Source organism: Fredinandcohnia onubensis (assembly GCF_002734285.1).
In the GTDB taxonomy this organism is placed as follows: domain Bacteria; phylum Bacillota; class Bacilli; order Bacillales; family Bacillaceae_L; genus Ferdinandcohnia; species Ferdinandcohnia onubensis_A.
Genome location: NZ_NSEA01000003.1, coordinates 348566 through 365920 on the forward strand (window position 1 = coordinate 348566; position 17355 = coordinate 365920).

Genomic DNA, 17355 nt, shown 5'->3' on the forward strand with positions numbered 1-17355 from the left:
AGGAAGTTTTTCGAACAAGTTCGAAAAAATCTGGGCGCAAATACGCCAAGGGCGTATTTGATTTGACTGTTTGTACAAATAACCGATAAAATAATTGTAAGATTTTGTTGAAGGGATGGGGGAAGTTTTGAATCGAATAGAATGGGATCAATATTTTATGGCACAAAGCCATTTACTTGCATTAAGAAGTACATGTACTCGACTAACAGTTGGGGCAACAATTGTACGAGATAAGCGAATTATTGCAGGGGGCTATAATGGCTCCGTGTCTGGCGGTACACACTGTTCAGATGAAGGGTGTTATGTAGTCGAAAATCACTGTATAAGAACCGTTCACGCCGAAATTAATGCATTACTGCAATGTGCCAAATTTGGAGTCCCTACAGAAAATGCGGAAATCTATGTTACTCATTTTCCATGCCTCCAATGCACAAAAGCAATTATCCAAGCAGGGATTAAGGTTGTCTATTACGCGGAAGATTATAAAAATCATCCTTATGCAATAGAATTACTTCAGAAATCAAATGTAAGAATTGAGAAGGTTCCTCTTCAAGAAATGGTGATTGACTTAAAATCAAAGGAGAAATTAGCATTTGTTAATGATTTAATAGAAAGATTAACAGAGTCAGGTGCGGATGATAGAGAAATAGAGAAATTGCATGAGAAAACTGCTGCATTATTTTCAAATATTGGTTAGTTTGATAAATAAGTATGGGGACTATGTAAAAGGAAAGCTTGTTTTTCTTGCATCCTTTGCAATATTTGGAATACTAGTCCCCTATACATCTTTTTCGTGGTTAAGTATAATCCTCACATTACTCTTATTAGTATTTATCATATTCCGCCACCATTTCACTCTCGTTATCCTCAGTATTTTTACTCTATTTACTTTTATGTTTATTTTTACCATCATCGACTCCAACAATCATACAAAATTGAATCCTACCACAGAAAGGATTGAAGCGGAAATAGTTGAAGCACCAGATATTAATGGTGACAAGCTATCCGTCCTCGTAAATACTTCAAGGGATGAAAAACTGCTGTTAGTTTATTACATTCAAACGGAAATCGAGAAAAAGCAACTAAGCTCTGCTGTTCGTATAGGGTTAGTCTGTACTTTTAATGGAAGTTTAAAAGAACCCCAAGTCGCACGAAATCCCAATTCCTTTAACTATAAACAATATTTGTATACACAAAAAATCCATTGGATCTTTGAAGCGGATGAAATGAAGACAGAAAAATGTTTTTCAAACGAAAAGTGGTCGGTATATCACTTACTGCTAAATATAAGAGATGCTGGTATCCGATATATTGATTCTTATTTTGATGGCTCAACTGCAGGGATTATTCAGGCGTTGATATATGGGGAACGAACAAATATCGCAAGTGAAATAGAAAATTCTTATCAATCATTAGGATTGATACATTTATTGGCAATATCAGGACTTCATGTAAGTCTTATGACTGGGATGTTTTATTTTTTATGTATTCGTTTCGGCATGACACGTGAAATAACCGCAATTTCACTGTTATGCTTACTACCAGCATATATTTTCATTGCCGGAGGCTCCCCCTCAGTCACCCGCTCAGTTTTAATGAGTATGCTTCTATTAGCAAGCATGATGTGGTGGAAAAAAGGCAGTATCCTTGATGTTATTAGTTTTGCCTGCATGACCATGCTGCTGTTTAATCCGTACTATATCGTAAATATTGGTTTTCAATTGTCCTTTTTAGTTAGTGCAACCTTAATCCTTTCTTCAAGAGCCATTTTTAAATACTATCCAACAACGATTGCTTCTTTATTTGTCGTTTCATTGTTATCGCAAATTACTTCAATGCCAGTTTTACTCTTCCACTTTTATGAGTTCTCGTTATTGAGCTTACCTCTAAATATGCTTTATGTCCCATTATATTCAGTTGTGATTTTACCATTTGCCTTACTCACTGTATTGTTGCTGAGTATATTTAATCCGATTGGCAAAATTTTTGCTGTGATACTTTCGTGGATGCTCGAAATTTTAAATCAAGTGACAGTTTGGGCATCACAATTCAATTTCACTTTATTAACACCAGGTAAACCTGGGTTAATTTTAATGATCCTGTATTGTGCATCTATTCTATACTTTTTAATTTGTTGGGAGAAGAGAAAAGCCTTGATGCAAAGAGCGCTTCTTGCCCCGATTTTAGTCTTAATTTTTCATATGCTATTGCCCTATCTAAATCCATATGGTGAAATTACCATGCTTGATGTTGGGCAAGGCGATAGTATATTTATTGAGCTACCATATCGAAAAGGAACGTATCTCATTGATACAGGTGGAAACATTCAGTTTGATCAAGAGCAATGGCGACAAAGAAGGAAAGAGTTCTCGACTGCAGATATTGTCATTCCATTCTTAAAATCCAAAGGGATACGAAGTTTAGATAAGCTAATCATTACCCACGGTGATCAAGATCATATCGGTGGTGCGAAGGAAATTGTTGAAAAAATGAGGATTAACGAAATCGTCTTAGGTAAAAACAAGAAAGATACTGAACAAGAAACAGAGTTGAAGAAAATAGCTACTAAAGAAGGGGTTCCCATACATTTAGTTGAACGGGGACAAAAATGGCAGGAAGGAGGAAATACATTTTATACCCTTGCGCCAAAAGGAAATGAAATGGTGGAAAATGATAATTCAATCGTTATTCTTACGAGTCTTGGTGGGCTAAGTTGGTTATTTACAGGTGATATCGAAAAAGACGTAGAGCTAGATCTTATCCATACATATAAAAACATGAGGATAGATGTTTTAAAGGTGGGTCATCATGGAAGTAAGACATCGTCTACGGAGAGCTTTATCCAACACTTAAATCCCAAAATTGCCCTAATTCCTGTGGGTGTAAATAATCGGTTTAATCATCCACATCCAGATGTGATTAATCGATTAGAACAAGAAAAAGTAAAGGTATATAGAACGGACACAAATGGGGCTATACAATACCGTTTTTTTAAAAAATCAGGAACCTTTATTACCACAATTCCATAAGATACAGTAAAGGCAAGGAACGAAAAAAGACTGCCATATACGGGCAGTCTTGGTTTTGACAGTATGTATTCTGTCGGTATTAAGCTCCGATAACTTTAATTAAAGTTGCGATAATGAAAATTGTAGCGAAGAAGCCAAATGATACAACGAAAGCTACTCCAGCATCGATAACGTCATTTCGTGTGTTTTTTATATTCTTTTCAAATTCGTTCACGCCTAACCCCTCCTAAACAGTTATAGTATAGCCTAACTAGTCAAAAAAATCTATAATTCCTTTAAAAAGTTGGTTTTGTTTTACAAATCAAAAGTTAAAAACCTCAGGTAAATAAAACAAAGCCAAAAAAGGTAGAACCCTTTTTCCCCTATTATCCGATACTCTTCCTTTATTAACAACACTTGTCACAAATAGTTCAAAAAACAATGTAAATCCTAATAGTACATAAGAAAAACATCACAGCAATGGTCAGCTTACAAATAATCATTACTCGACAAGATACCCGGGGCTTGTTTGGTAATGTTTCTATAGATAGGGAATTGGCTAAAACCAATTCCCTTTGAATTTTTATGAAGGTTGAAAAATTTGTGTTTTACCGATACGATTAGATAAGAATTGAAGGCTTAAAGTGGAGAGGAATATGTATGAATTTAGAGCTTTGGAAAAAAATTAAGAAAAGGCAATTTTCACCTGTCTATTTATTACATGGTTCAGAAACCTTCTTAATAAAGGAAACAAAGGAGTTACTGATCAAACATAGCATTGAAGAGGAAGAAAAAGATTTTAACCTATCTATTTTTGATTTAGAGGAAACTCCCGTTGAAATTGCCTTGGCTGATGCTGAGACCCTTCCTTTTATGGGAGAAAGACGCCTGGTTATTTTACAAAATCCACACTTTTTAACAGCTGAAAAGAGTAAGGAAAAAGTTGAGCATAATGTAACGGTACTTGAACAATATTTAAAAGAGCCTGCTCCTTTTACGATTCTTGTCATTACGGCTCCGTATGAAAAGTTAGATGAACGGAAGAAAATTGTTAAACAGTTAAAGAAAAATGCCGAAGTGCTGACTGTTAATACATTATCTGAAAAGGATTTACATAGCTGGATAAATGAAAGAACAAACCAGTATCAGGTTACTATTTCAACCTCTGCGATTCAGGAGCTATTACATGTGGCAGGGACAAATCTTATGAATATAACTCAAGAAATCGATAAAATGTGTTTATATTTAGGGGGAAATGGAGAGATAACAGAGGAAACCGTGAAATTGCTCGTACCCAGGTCTTTGGAGCAAAATATTTTTTCGTTAATTGATAAGGTAGTTAACAGGAAACTCGATGAGGCACTAAGAATATTTTATGACCTTCTGCAAAATAATGAAGAGCCCATCAAAATATTATCTTTGCTTGCTACACAGTTTAGATTGATTTTTCAGGTAAAGGAGCTTTCTAGACAAGGCTACGGACAACAACAGATTGCTGGAAATCTTAAAGTTCATCCGTTTCGGGTCAAGCTTGCGGGTGGACAAGCAAATTTATTTACACAGGAAGAGCTACTGGGAATTTTGAGCCAGCTTGCTGAAGCTGACTATGAAATGAAAAACGGAAAAATGGATAAAAAATTAATTTTGGAATTGTTTATTATGAAGTTAGGTAAGTAAAAAAGAACGCAAAAAAAAACGACTCAAATCGAGTCGTTTATTTATTATGCGTTAACCCCGTTAAGTTTTTTTGCTAGACGAGATTTTTGACGGTCAGCAACATTTTTATGGATAAGACCTTTACGAGCCGCTTTGTCAAGCTTGCTTGAAGCAGTAAGAAAAGCTGCTTTTGCGTTTTCAACGTCATTGTTAGCAACTGAAGCTTCGAAGTTTTTTACAGCAGTACGCATTGCAGACTTAACAGTTGCATTATGAGCACGGCTTTCATCACTTGTTTTTACACGTTTGATAGCTGATTTAATATTTGGCATACTTTCACCTCCTGCGAATATCAAGATGATCTAACATGCAATCATCTACGAAAATTAACGAAAACCTTCTCTTATAAAGTTTTCCTTCGCTTAATGATCTCTTAATACATTCATTGATACTCTGATGTTACAACAAAAGTTATTCTATCAAATTGGCTGTGAGAATGCAATACCAATCTATTTCCTACTTGATAAAAATTGCATGAACCACATTTTAACAGGTAAAGCTATAGATACTATGTAAAAATTGGAGGTCATTGGAATGGGAGAACAACTAGACTTAACAAAATACTCTGTTCGTACTGACTTAGCGCTAGAAGCAAGCGCAATGGCAGTCGAGGAACGAAATAAAACACTAAAAGAAGATCAACAGCCTGTATCAGAAATTGAAGGTGTCATCATAAAAGAGAGACAAGAGGATGGAATTACCATCTCCACAGTCGAAATTACCGAGGAAGGCGCTAATGCAATCGGAAAGAAAAAAGGTAATTATTTAACACTAGAAGTTCAGGGTATACGCCAAAAGGATTCAGAACTCCAGCAAAAGGTGCAAGAAGTATTCGCAAAGGAATTTAATCATTTTTTATCTAAACTTAATATCGGAAAAGATGCTAGCTGCCTAGTTGTTGGTTTAGGAAACTGGAATGTAACACCAGATGCGCTAGGGCCGTTGGCAGTTGAAAACCTAGTCATTACAAGACATCTCTTTGAGCTGCAGCCTGAAAATGTGCAGGATGGTTTTCGTTCTGTAAGTGCAATTGCACCAGGGGTGATGGGATTAACAGGAATCGAAACAAGTGACATCATATACGGAGTCATTGAAAAATCAAAGCCAGATTTCATTATTGCCATCGACGCATTGGCGGCACGTTCTGTCGAGCGGGTGAATTCAACGATTCAAATATCGGATACGGGTATTCATCCGGGTTCTGGGGTTGGAAATAAACGCAAAGAACTAAGTAAGGATTCCTTGGGTATTCCCGTAATCGCAATTGGAATTCCAACAGTTGTTGATGCTGTTTCTATTACAAGTGATGCGTTTGATTTTATTTTAAAGCATTTTGGTAGAGAGCTTAAAGAAGGGGATAAGCCTTCACGTTCTCTAATTCCTGCAGGTATGACTTTTGGAGAGAAAAAAGTATTAACAGACGATGACTTGCCTGGTGAGCAAGAACGAAATACCTTCTTGGGAATTGTCGGAACTCTACCAGAAGATGAGAAAAGGAAATTAATTCATGAAGTGTTGTCCCCTCTTGGTCATAACTTAATGGTTACACCAAAAGAGGTCGACGTCTTCATTGAAGACATGGCAAATGTGATAGCGGGTGGCCTTAATACTGCATTGCATGGTGAGATTGGCCAAGATAATTCAGGTTCGTATACTCATTAATAAAATTGAATAGATTCTATCATTTCGGTTCTACTAACTCTTGTTTGCTCATATCAATATGATAGACAAACCATTGAGGAGGTAGAATATGAAGGGTTTTCGGTCTCAAGGAATGATGATCTCAATTCAAGGAACCAGCGTTGTAAAAGGGATTCTATTCCTCATATTCAGCTTTATTTTATTGTTTACGATTACGGGAGCGATTGTCTCTCTTAAACCAGAATTTAGAATAAGTTCTTCGTCTATAAGTAATGTCGCAACAAATCTCTCAGGGGAAGCACTTGTTCATTTATTAGGGTATGAAAATCATTATTTCGTTCAAGGCTTACCTGAATCTACTACGAAACCGGACTATTTAGGAGCTGTTTTTAAAGCAGCGACAAACCTTACATTAGATGACCCACGGAGCTTCTTAGGCAGGGAGCTCCCAGGGTTCTCGATATTTGACGGGAAGATAATTGTAGCAGGTGAAGGCACCAACTATACGAATATGCCGATAGAGTCTCCGCCACCATTAGATGTTTTACTTGATGAAAGAAAAGTGGCTACCCAAAATGTTGAACAGGCAGAAAAGCCTACTAAACCTGTGCCACCACCAACGATGACAACCGGCGAGAAAAAAGTTGCCTATATATATCACACCCATTCATCAGAAGCCTACTTCCCACATTTAAAAGGCGTGGATACAAATAATGCGAATAATGCAAGACATCCTGAAGTGAATGTAACCAAAGTAGGAGAAATGCTTCAGCAAGAATTAGAGGCAAGAGGAATTGGTACAGATATTGATAAGACAAATATGGATCAGTATATAAAAGGAAAAGGATACAATTGGTATCAATCATATAAAGCTTCTGGCGAGATTATGGCTAGCGCTATGGCAAGTAATAAGGAATTAAATTACTTCATTGATATTCACCGGGATGCACATAGAAAAGAAAAAACCACAGTGACAATTAACGGAAAGTCCTATGCAAAAATAGCATTTATCGTGGGATCAGACAATCCAAACATTGCTAAAAATCTTGAGCTTGCCAATTCGCTCCATGAGATATTTGAAAAAAAATACCCAGGTTTAAATCGAGGTATTTTTAAACAAGGTGGAGTTGGCAATAATGGAGTATATAACCAAGATAAATCAGGAAATGCCATGTTAATTGAATTTGGTGGTGTCGATAATAATTTCGAAGAACTCCGCCGAACCGCAGCAGCCGTAGCCGATGTCTTAGCAGAGTACTACTGGCAGGCTGAAAAAGTGAATGCGAATGAAACGAATAAAGAATAGGCAATAAAGGGAGTAATTCCAATGGTGAAGTTCATGATGAAATGTTTTTTAATAGTAACCGTGCTTCTTCTGGGCGTGTTGATCGGCATGCAACAAGCAAATGAAGGGATGAAGAAAATGAGGGGCTATAATGACCCCTCCCTTCAAGGCGCCTTTCATATTACTGACAATAACGGTGAAGTTGAAGCATCTGTCTTAGGCAGAAAGGTCACAAGCCATGACCTAGAAGAAAAACAAAAACAACTTGAAAATGTTGAATCATTCAACTTTTTTTCCAGTATTGGTGAAAAACTAGGGAATGGAATCAGTGCTATTTTTGAAAAAATCATGATTGCTATTGGAAATGGAATTGGAAATTTACTAGATAAAATATAGAAGAGAGCATGCTATGAAATAAAAAGCAAGCTCTCTTTGTTTTATAGTCGTTTTTTTTCGTAATTGAATGTGACAAAATAGTTCTGTATAATCTAATCTAGTGTAGTTGTTCCATACAGGAGGATTTTTAATGAACCAAGAAGAGAGACGTAATAGACAATCTAGAATTCGAAATTTTTCAATTATTGCTCATATAGACCATGGTAAATCAACTTTGGCTGACCGCATACTTGAAAAAACAAATGCGTTAACCCATCGTGAAATGAAAGAACAATTGCTAGATTCCATGGACCTAGAAAGAGAACGTGGCATAACGATTAAATTAAACGCGGTACAATTAAAATACAAGGCAAAAGATGGTGAGGAATATATTTTCCATCTTATTGACACCCCAGGACATGTTGACTTTACATATGAAGTTTCACGGAGTTTAGCGGCATGTGAGGGTGCAGTACTCGTTGTCGATGCAGCACAGGGGATTGAGGCACAAACACTAGCAAATGTGTACCTCGCTTTAGACAATGACTTAGAAATATTACCGGTAATTAATAAGATCGACCTACCAAGTGCGGACCCAGAGCGCGTTAGACAAGAAATTGAAGATGTTATTGGACTTGATGCGTCAGAAGCTGTTTTAGCCTCTGCGAAAGCGGGTATTGGAATTGAAGAGATATTAGAGCAGGTTGTTGAAAAAGTCCCTGCACCGCAGGGTGACCCTGAGGCACCTCTAAAAGCTCTTATTTTTGACTCTTTATATGACCCTTACCGTGGTGTAGTTGCTTACATTCGTGTCATAGAAGGTAAAGTTAGACCAGGTGATAAAATAAAAATGATGGCAACAGGTAAGGAGTTTGAAGTGATTGAAGCGGGCGTATTTACCCCTCGCGCAACACTTCAGGAAGAATTAACTGTTGGGGACGTTGGATTTTTAACAGCAGCAATCAAAAATGTAGGGGATACACGTGTGGGTGATACGATTACGAACGCGAAAAACGGTGCTACTGAGCCTCTACCAGGATATAGACGCTTAAATCCTATGGTGTACTGTGGTTTATATCCAATCGATACAGCTAAATATAATGATTTACGTGAAGCATTAGAAAAACTTGAATTAAATGATGCAGCCCTTCAATTCGAACCAGAGACTTCTCAGGCATTAGGCTTTGGCTTCCGATGTGGATTTTTAGGTCTATTGCATATGGAAATCATTCAAGAAAGAATCGAAAGAGAATTTAAAATCGACTTAATTACCACAGCACCAAGCGTTATTTACGATGTGTTTCTAACGGATGGTACAGACGTACGAATTGATAACCCAGCAGCAATGCCGGATCCACAGAAAATTGACAGAATTGAAGAGCCTTACGTAAAAGCAACCATGATGGTTCCAAATGATTATGTCGGTGCTGTTATGGAGTTATGCCAAGGCAAACGTGGTATCTTCATTGATATGCAGTATCTAGATGAAAGACGAGTAAGTATCGTCTATGAAATTCCACTTGCAGAAATTGTTTATGATTTCTTTGACCAATTAAAATCAAGCACAAAAGGTTATGCGTCATTTGACTATGAATTAATAGGTTACAAGCCTTCAAAGCTTGTGAAGATGGATATTTTATTAAATGCTGAAAAAGTAGATGCGTTGTCCTTCATCGTCCACAAGGATTCAGCATATGAACGTGGAAAAGTGATTGTAGAAAAGCTAAAGGAATTAATTCCAAGACAGCATTTTGAAGTACCTATTCAAGCAGCGGTGGGTCAAAAGATTATCGCTCGTTCAACTATTAAAGCAATGCGTAAAAATGTATTAGCAAAATGTTACGGTGGGGACATTTCCCGTAAACGTAAGCTTCTTGAAAAACAAAAAGAAGGTAAGAAACGTATGAAGCAAGTCGGCTCAGTCGAAGTACCTCAAGAGGCATTCATGGCAGTATTGAAAATGGATGATAAATAAGAAAAGTGCAAGGTGCGCAGCCTTAGGTGACAAGCATAAGACAAGCGCTGACAGAAGGTACCTTTTACCTTCCGAAGCGATTGGCTTAGACCAGAGAGCCGATGGCGCCTGGAACTAGACATATAAAGTAAGAGGCCGCAGACTTTTCTGCGGTTTTCTTTATTCTACTAATCGCGACATCCGCTTATAGAAAGAAGTGATTTTTTGGTACAAGCAGCATACCTTCACATCCCCTTTTGTGAACAAATTTGTCACTATTGTGATTTCAATAAAGTATTTCTAAAAGGACAACCCGTTGATGAATATCTTCAATACATGGATACTGAAATGAAAAATACGGTCGAGGCTCATCCGCCTTCGACACTCAAATCCATCTTCGTTGGTGGGGGGACGCCAACCGTTCTTTCCGCAAACCAGTTAGAGACATTCCTAACGAGTATCAATCAATATTTAAAGCCCCAAAGCAATACAATCGAATTCACCTTTGAAGCAAACCCTGGTGATCTTACAGAGGATAAATTAAAAGTATTGCTTGATTCAGGTGTCAATCGAATCAGTTTTGGAGTACAAACCTTCGATGATGAGCTCCTCAAAGCGATTGGTAGAACACATCGTCGTGAAGATGTTTTTCACACAATTGAACTGGCGAAACATGTTGGTTTTAAAAACATTAGTATTGATTTAATGTACGCTTTACCCCAACAAACGATAGAAAGTTTTCAAGAATCACTTAACTTAGCCTTTTCACTCGATGTAGAGCATGTATCAGCATACTCCCTCATTATTGAACCAAAAACAGTGTTCTATAATTTGATGAGAAAAGGGAAGCTGAATCTGCCAAATCAGGAAAATGAAGCAAGAATGTATGAAATCTTAATGGCTGAAATGGAAAAGCATGGTTTCCATCAATATGAAATTAGTAATTTCTCAAAGGATAGCTATGAAAGCCGCCATAATCTAACGTATTGGAACAATGAAGAATACTATGGAATTGGTGCAGGCGCCCATAGTTATGTGGCGGGAAGAAGAATTTCAAATGCCGGTCCAATAAAAAAATATATGCAAGCCATAGACGAACATAGCTTTCCGTATGTCGAAACGCATGAAGTAACAAAACAAGAAAAAATGGAAGAAGAGCTGTTTTTAGGTTTACGTAAAACAAAAGGAGTTTCGACCTCTCATTTTTCGGAAAAATTTTCAATCAGTATTTTTGATGTTTTTGCGGAACAAATTAAAGAACAAAAAGAAAAAGGTTTGTTAGAAGAAAAAGATGATTATATTCGGTTAACACAAGCTGGAAAGTTTCTTGGAAATGAAGTTTTTCAAGCGTTTTTGCTGTAGATAAAGAAGGAGTTTAAATCGTTGACAATGGCACTCGTATTTGGTAATTTAATTATAGAATTAGCACTCGCGGATTAGGAGTGCTAACAGAGGTGATGTTCCTTGCTAACAGATCGTCAACTATTGATTCTTCAAGTAATAATTGATGACTTTATTAGATCTGCACAGCCAGTAGGGTCAAGAACATTGTCGAAAAAGGATGGGATTGTGTTTAGCTCAGCAACTATTCGCAATGAGATGGCAGATCTAGAAGACCTAGGATTTATTGAGAAAACTCATAGCTCATCTGGTAGAGTCCCATCTGAACAAGGCTATCGATACTATGTGGATCATTTATTATCTCCGAGTCGATTAACTTTAAAGGAAAAGCATGAGATAAAGTCAATTTTTGCAGAGAAGATTTACGAGCTTGAAAAAATCGTTCAAAAATCTGCACAGATTTTATCAGATCTAACAAACTATACTTCAATTGTTTTAGGTCCCGCCTTTAAAGAAAATAAAGTAAAAAGGCTGCAAATTGTTCCAATTAACAATGAAACAGCTGTTGCAATTATCGTTACAGATAATGGACATGTGGAAAATCGAACAATTTCATTTCCAGAGTCCATCGACCCTAGCGATATTGAAAAAATGGTAAACATCCTAAATGAGCGACTTGTTGGTGTTCCACTGACTGATTTAAAAAACAAAATTTATAAAGAAGTTGCTTCTTTGTTAAAAACAAATATTCGTAACTACGATAGTGTTATCAATGTTTTAGACAAAACACTTACACTATCAACCGAGGAAAAAGTGTTTATTGGTGGAAAAACAAAAATGTTAAGTCAACCAGAATTTCATGACATTGAAAAAATTCGTTCTTTATTAACCATGATTGAAAGTGAACACGAATTTTCTCGATTGTTACGAACAGATAAAGCGGGAATCAATATCAAAATCGGTCATGAAAACAATAATATCGCAATGAATGATTGTAGCCTAATAACTGCAACTTATTCGGTTGGGGATGAGCACCTAGGGTCCATCGCGATTTTGGGCCCGACCAGAATGGAATATTCACGTGTTATTACATTGTTGCAGCATATCAGTCATGATTTTTCTAAGGTGCTGACAAAACTGTATCAAAACGAATAGCCGTGGCTATATTTAGTAGAGGGTGGTATTACCCTCTAGTACATATACTAGTTACTATGATGATAGGGACTTCACTTTAAGGGAGGTGAGTGTATTGGCTAACGAGAATGAAGTAATAAAAGAAGAAATTGAACTAGAAGAAGCTAACGTAGATAATGATGTGGTAGAAACGATTGAACAGGCTGAAGCAGAATTAGTAGAAGAACAAGAAGATAATGTGCAAGCCGAACTTTCGAAAGCCAATGAAAAAATTGCAGAACTTGAAGCTAAGTTAGAGGAGGCAGAAAGTCGCATTTTACGCCAGGTTGCCGATTTCGAAAACTTTAAGAGACGTGCACGCTTAGATCAAGAAACAGCTGCTACATATAGATCACAAAGTCTTGTAACGGATTTGTTACCGGCTCTTGATAACTTTGAGAGAGCACTTCAAATAGAAGCAACGAATGATCAAGCAAAATCTATTATGCAAGGTGTAGAAATGGTGTACCGAAGCATTATAGATGCCCTGAAAAAAGAAGGGGTAGAAGCAATCGAAGCAGTGGGAACACAATTTGATCCGAATGTGCATCAAGCCGTTATGCAGGTGAGTGAGCCTGATACGGAATCAAATGTGGTTCTAGAAGAGTTCCAAAAAGGATACAAACTTAAAGATAGAGTGTTACGACCTTCAATGGTGAAGGTGAATGAATAAGTTCTAAGTTTTATTCAATTAGGAGGTTTTTTTATGAGTAAAATCATTGGTATAGATTTAGGTACAACAAACTCATGTGTTGCTGTTATGGAGGGTGGAGAACCAAAAGTTATTCCGAACCCAGAAGGTAACCGCACAACACCATCTGTTGTTTCTTTTAAAAATGGGGAAAGACAAGTTGGTGAAGTGGCAAAACGTCAAGCAATCACAAATCCTAACACAATTATGTCAATCAAACGTCACATGGGAACAGATTACAAGACTGAAATAGAAGGTAAGCAATATACTCCACAAGAAGTATCTGCGATTCTACTTCAATACTTTAAGTCTTATGCAGAAGAATACCTAGGAGAAAAGGTAACAAAAGCAGTTATTACAGTTCCAGCATATTTTAATGACGCTGAACGTCAAGCAACTAAGGATGCAGGTCGAATTGCTGGTCTTGAAGTTGAACGTATTATTAACGAGCCAACTGCTGCTGCTCTTGCATATGGTTTAGATAAAACAGAAGAAGATCAAACAATTCTTGTATATGACCTTGGTGGTGGTACATTCGACGTATCTATCTTAGAACTTGGTGACGGAGTATTCGAAGTTAAGTCAACTGCGGGTGACAATCGTCTTGGTGGAGATGACTTTGACCAAGTAATTATCGATTATTTAGTAGACCAATTCAAAAAGGAAAATGGAATTGATCTTTCAAAAGATAAAATGGCGTTACAACGTTTAAAAGATGCTGCTGAAAAAGCGAAGAAGGATTTATCCGGTGTAACTTCTACACAAATCTCTCTTCCATTTATCACTGCAGGAGAAGCAGGACCACTTCACTTAGAAGTAAACTTAACCCGTGCGAAATTTGATGAGATTTCAGCAGGACTTGTTGAGCGCACAATGGGACCAACTCGACGCGCGCTTCAGGATGCTGGTCTTTCAGCTAGTGAAATTGACAAGGTCATCCTTGTTGGTGGCTCAACTCGTATTCCAGCTGTTCAAGAAGCAATCAAGAAAGAAACTGGTAAGGAACCACATAAAGGTGTTAACCCAGATGAGGTAGTTGCTTTAGGTGCAGCAATTCAAGGTGGAGTATTAACTGGTGACGTTAAGGACGTTGTTCTACTCGACGTAACACCTTTATCTCTAGGTATTGAAACAATGGGTGGTGTATTTACTCGTTTAATCGATCGTAATACAACAATCCCAACTAGTAAGTCTCAAACTTTCTCAACTGCTGCAGACAATCAAACAGCTGTTGACATCCATGTACTTCAAGGTGAGCGTCAAATGGCTGCCGATAACAAAACATTGGGCCGTTTCCAATTAACTGATATTCCACCAGCACCACGTGGAGTGCCACAAATTGAAGTAACATTTGATATCGATAAGAACGGTATCGTAAATGTACGTGCAAAAGACCTTGGTACAAATAAAGAGCAAGCTATTACAATTCAATCATCTTCAGGCTTATCTGACGATGAAGTTGAACGTATGGTACGTGAGGCTGAAGAAAATGCTGAAGCCGACAAAAAGCGTAAAGAGGAAGTTGAACTTCGCAATGAAGCAGATCAATTAGTGTTTACAACTGAAAAAACACTTAAAGACTTAGAAGGAAAAGTTGATGCTGCGGAAGTTGAAAAAGCTAACGAAGCTAAAGACGCTTTAAAACAAGCAATTGAGAAAAACGATCTTGAAGAAATCAGAGCGAAGAAAGATGCTCTACAAGAAATCGTTCAACAGCTTTCTGTGAAACTATATGAGCAAGCTCAGCAACAAGCTCAAGGTGCACAAGGAGCAGAAGGTGCAGCTCAAGGCAAGAAAGACGACGATGTAGTAGATGCAGAATACGAAGAAGTAAATGATGATAAATAATTAAAAATAAAGAATTAAATGCAAAAAAAGTCGAAGTCAGGCCTGTCTTGGCTTTGGCTTTTTTTGTTTAAAGTGGTTACTTTTAAAAGTTAGACAATTTTGAACTTAATGCTTAAAACAAGTATTATTGCCTTTTCATAAAATTAAATGATACAATATTCTTTATGTGAATGATGCGGGAGTGGATTCAATGAGTAAAAGAGATTATTATGAGGTACTCGGGGTTTCGAAAAATGCAAGTAAAGACGAAATTAAAAAAGCATATCGAAAATTATCAAAAAAATATCACCCCGATATCAATAAAGAAGCAGATGCTGCAGATAAATTTAAGGAAATTACAGAGGCTTACGATGCCTTAACAGACGATAACAAACGTGCTCACTATGACCAATTTGGCCATGCAGATCCAAATCAAGGCTTTGGTGGTTTTGGTGGAGGTGCGGATTTTGGTGGTGGCTTTGGTTTCGAAGATATCTTCAGCTCAATTTTTGGTGGCGGAACTAGAAGAAGAGACCCCAATGCACCACGTCAAGGGGCAGATTTACAATACACAATGACACTTAAGTTTGAAGAGGCTGTTTTTGGTAAGGAAACAGACATTGAAATTCCGAGAGAGGAAGAATGTTCAACCTGTCATGGGTCAGGTGCAAAGCCTGGAACAACCCCACAAGAATGTTCACACTGTGGAGGTTCGGGTCAAATCAATGTTGAACAAAACACAGCATTCGGAAGAATTGTAAACAGACGTGTCTGTCACCACTGTAGTGGAACAGGTAAATTCATTAAGGATAAATGTTCTACATGTAGTGGAGCTGGTAAGGTGAAAAAACGCAAGAAAATTCATGTGAAAATCCCTGCTGGTATTGATGACGGTCAACAGCTTCGCGTATCCGGTCAAGGTGAACCAGGTGTAAATGGTGGACCTCCAGGGGATTTATACGTTGTGTTCCATGTTCGATCTCATGAATTTTTCGAGCGTGACGGAGATGATATTTTCTGTGAAATGCCACTAACCTATGCACAAGCTGCATTAGGTGATGAAATTGAAGTGCCTACTCTTCATGGGAAGGTAAAGCTAAAGATACCTGCTGGTACTCAGACTGGAACAAAATTCCGCCTTCGAGGCAAGGGTGTGCCAAATGTCCGTGGATATGGTCAAGGAGACCAACATATTCGAGTTCGGGTTATTACCCCAACAAAGCTGTCTGAAAAGCAAAAACAATTGCTTCGTGAATTTACGGAAATAAGCGGTAATGAAGCTCCGGATGAACAACATGATAATTTTTTCGCGAAAGTAAAACGTGCTTTTAAAGGCGAATGATACAAAAAGGTAAAGCAACTTTTTAACAAATGGATTGGAGTTGGTAGTAATGAAATGGTCTGAAATTAGTATTCACACTACACAAGAGGCGGTGGAGCCGGTATCAAATATACTTCATGAAGCAGGTGCAAGTGGAGTTGTCATTGAGGATCCATTTGACTTAACAAAAGAACGTGAAAATGTGTTTGGTGAGATCTACCAACTCAATCCTGATGACTATCCTGAAGAAGGAGTTATCGTTAAGGCATACCTCCCAGTAAATAGCTTTTTAGGTGAAACGGTTGAAGAGATAAAAGTAGCAATTAACAACCTTTTGCTTTTTGATATTGACTTGGGTCATAATAAAGTCACCATTAGTGAAGTACATGAGGAAGAATGGGCTACAGCGTGGAAGAAGTATTATCATCCTGTGAAAATCTCTGAGAAATTTACAATTGTGCCTACTTGGGAAATGTACGAGCCTGTTCATAGTGATGAATTAATAATTGAATTAGATCCAGGCATGGCTTTCGGAACGGGTACACATCCAACTACTGTGATGAGTATTCAAGCATTAGAACGAACCGTTAAGAACGGAGATACAATCATCGATGTCGGGACTGGATCTGGTGTGTTAAGTATTGCAGCAGCAATGCTTGGTGCAGGTTCTGTCAAAGCACTTGATTTAGACATAGTTGCAGTTGAAAGTGCAAAATTAAATATTAAATTAAACAAGGTCCATGATAAAGTTACAGTGTCTCAAAATAATCTACTTGATGATATTGAGGGACCTGTGGATCTCATTGTAGCGAATATCCTAGCTGAAATTATTGTCCGTTTCACAGATGATGCAGCAAAAATCCTAAAACCGAATGGAGCATTCATCGTTTCTGGGATTATTAATACGAAAAAACAAGAAGTAAAGGACAGTCTTTTAGCATCTGGCTTCGAGATCGAGGAAGTACTCGTTATGGAAGACTGGGTATCGATGATTGCTAGAAAGAAAAGCGAATAAGGGTTATT

The 17355-nt window shown here is 37.5% G+C and carries 15 protein-coding genes; 13 read left to right on the plus strand and 2 right to left on the minus strand.

Features of this window, described 5'->3' with window-relative positions:
* The first annotated feature begins 127 nt into the window (after positions 1-127).
* Together CKJ95_RS04510 and CKJ95_RS04515 are read left to right on the plus strand one after the other, a co-directional pair.
* Positions 128-697, plus strand: a complete 570-nt coding sequence (locus tag CKJ95_RS04510; protein WP_099352200.1) for a ComE operon protein 2 — start codon at positions 128-130, stop codon at positions 695-697.
* Positions 660-3029: a DNA internalization-related competence protein ComEC/Rec2 gene (locus tag CKJ95_RS04515; protein WP_099352201.1), complete on the plus strand. Its 2370-nt coding sequence runs from the start codon at positions 660-662 to the stop codon at positions 3027-3029. Before CKJ95_RS04510 ends, CKJ95_RS04515 begins: the two co-directional genes overlap by 38 nt.
* Before the next feature lie 79 nt (positions 3030-3108).
* Here the strand turns inward: CKJ95_RS04515 and CKJ95_RS04520 are convergent, their stop codons facing one another.
* Positions 3109-3243 carry a YqzM family protein gene (locus CKJ95_RS04520; protein WP_099352202.1) on the minus strand — a complete coding sequence of 45 codons (135 nt, stop codon included), beginning with the start codon at positions 3241-3243 and terminating at the stop codon, positions 3109-3111.
* Between the two features lie 425 nt (positions 3244-3668).
* Here CKJ95_RS04520 and holA point away from each other — a divergent pair, with 425 nt between their 5' ends.
* Positions 3669-4685: a DNA polymerase III subunit delta gene (gene holA / locus CKJ95_RS04525; protein ID WP_099352203.1), complete on the plus strand. Its 1017-nt coding sequence runs from the start codon at positions 3669-3671 to the stop codon at positions 4683-4685.
* Between the two features lie 44 nt (positions 4686-4729).
* On the opposite strand, the gene rpsT is transcribed toward holA, so the two are convergent.
* Complete coding sequence (gene rpsT, locus CKJ95_RS04530) at positions 4730-4996, minus strand: 30S ribosomal protein S20 (RefSeq protein ID WP_099352204.1); 267 nt, start codon at positions 4994-4996, stop codon at positions 4730-4732.
* A gap of 262 nt (positions 4997-5258) precedes the next feature.
* Between rpsT and gpr the strand changes: the two genes are divergently transcribed.
* The 10 genes from gpr to prmA all read left to right on the plus strand — a co-directional run bounded on the left by gpr (position 5259) and on the right by prmA (position 17347).
* The gene (gene gpr / locus CKJ95_RS04535) at positions 5259-6386 is read left to right on the plus strand and encodes a GPR endopeptidase (protein WP_099352205.1); all 1128 of its coding nucleotides are present in this window, start codon (positions 5259-5261) and stop codon (positions 6384-6386) included.
* A gap of 88 nt (positions 6387-6474) precedes the next feature.
* Entirely contained in the window at positions 6475-7671 is a 1197-nt protein-coding gene (spoIIP, locus tag CKJ95_RS04540; RefSeq protein WP_099352206.1) for a stage II sporulation protein P, read from the plus strand.
* Between the two features lie 21 nt (positions 7672-7692).
* On the plus strand, positions 7693-8046 hold the full coding sequence (locus CKJ95_RS04545) for a YqxA family protein (RefSeq protein ID WP_099352207.1): 354 nt from the start codon (positions 7693-7695) through the stop codon (positions 8044-8046).
* Between the two features lie 130 nt (positions 8047-8176).
* Positions 8177-10000, plus strand: coding sequence for a translation elongation factor 4 (gene lepA / locus CKJ95_RS04550; RefSeq protein ID WP_099352208.1), 1824 nt, complete (start codon positions 8177-8179; stop codon positions 9998-10000).
* Positions 10001-10204: 204 nt separating this feature from the next.
* Positions 10205-11341 (plus strand): radical SAM family heme chaperone HemW, encoded by a 1137-nt coding sequence (hemW, locus tag CKJ95_RS04555; RefSeq protein ID WP_099352209.1) that lies wholly within the window; start codon positions 10205-10207, stop codon positions 11339-11341.
* Positions 11342-11443: 102 nt separating this feature from the next.
* A complete protein-coding gene (gene hrcA, locus CKJ95_RS04560) occupies positions 11444-12475 on the plus strand; it encodes a heat-inducible transcriptional repressor HrcA (RefSeq protein WP_099352210.1) in 1032 nt (343 codons plus the stop codon).
* 94 nt (positions 12476-12569) lie between these two features.
* Entirely contained in the window at positions 12570-13166 is a 597-nt protein-coding gene (gene grpE / locus CKJ95_RS04565; RefSeq protein WP_099352211.1) for a nucleotide exchange factor GrpE, read from the plus strand.
* A gap of 33 nt (positions 13167-13199) precedes the next feature.
* Entirely contained in the window at positions 13200-15032 is a 1833-nt protein-coding gene (dnaK, locus tag CKJ95_RS04570; RefSeq protein ID WP_099352212.1) for a molecular chaperone DnaK, read from the plus strand.
* Between the two features lie 190 nt (positions 15033-15222).
* Positions 15223-16353, plus strand: a complete 1131-nt coding sequence (gene dnaJ, locus CKJ95_RS04575; protein ID WP_099352213.1) for a molecular chaperone DnaJ — start codon at positions 15223-15225, stop codon at positions 16351-16353.
* A 49-nt stretch (positions 16354-16402) separates the two neighbouring features.
* Complete coding sequence (gene prmA, locus CKJ95_RS04580; protein WP_099352214.1) at positions 16403-17347, plus strand: 50S ribosomal protein L11 methyltransferase; 945 nt, start codon at positions 16403-16405, stop codon at positions 17345-17347.
* Positions 17348-17355: the final 8 nt, after the last annotated feature.

What these genes read in the sequence shown, in the direction of transcription:
- CKJ95_RS04545 (WP_099352207.1), top strand. Translation starts at nt 7,693, where the DNA reads ATGGTGAAGTTCATGATGAAATGTTTTTTAATAGTAACCGTGCTTCTT.
- CKJ95_RS04515 (WP_099352201.1), top strand. Translation starts at nt 660, where the DNA reads ATGAGAAAACTGCTGCATTATTTTCAAATATTGGTTAGTTTGATAAAT.
- lepA (WP_099352208.1), top strand. Translation starts at nt 8,177, where the DNA reads ATGAACCAAGAAGAGAGACGTAATAGACAATCTAGAATTCGAAATTTT.
- dnaJ (WP_099352213.1), top strand. Translation starts at nt 15,223, where the DNA reads ATGAGTAAAAGAGATTATTATGAGGTACTCGGGGTTTCGAAAAATGCA.
- holA (WP_099352203.1), top strand. Translation starts at nt 3,669, where the DNA reads ATGAATTTAGAGCTTTGGAAAAAAATTAAGAAAAGGCAATTTTCACCT.
- dnaK (WP_099352212.1), top strand. Translation starts at nt 13,200, where the DNA reads ATGAGTAAAATCATTGGTATAGATTTAGGTACAACAAACTCATGTGTT.
- gpr (WP_099352205.1), top strand. Translation starts at nt 5,259, where the DNA reads ATGGGAGAACAACTAGACTTAACAAAATACTCTGTTCGTACTGACTTA.
- spoIIP (WP_099352206.1), top strand. Translation starts at nt 6,475, where the DNA reads ATGAAGGGTTTTCGGTCTCAAGGAATGATGATCTCAATTCAAGGAACC.
- rpsT (WP_099352204.1), bottom strand. Translation starts at nt 4,996, where the DNA reads ATGCCAAATATTAAATCAGCTATCAAACGTGTAAAAACAAGTGATGAA.
- prmA (WP_099352214.1), top strand. Translation starts at nt 16,403, where the DNA reads ATGAAATGGTCTGAAATTAGTATTCACACTACACAAGAGGCGGTGGAG.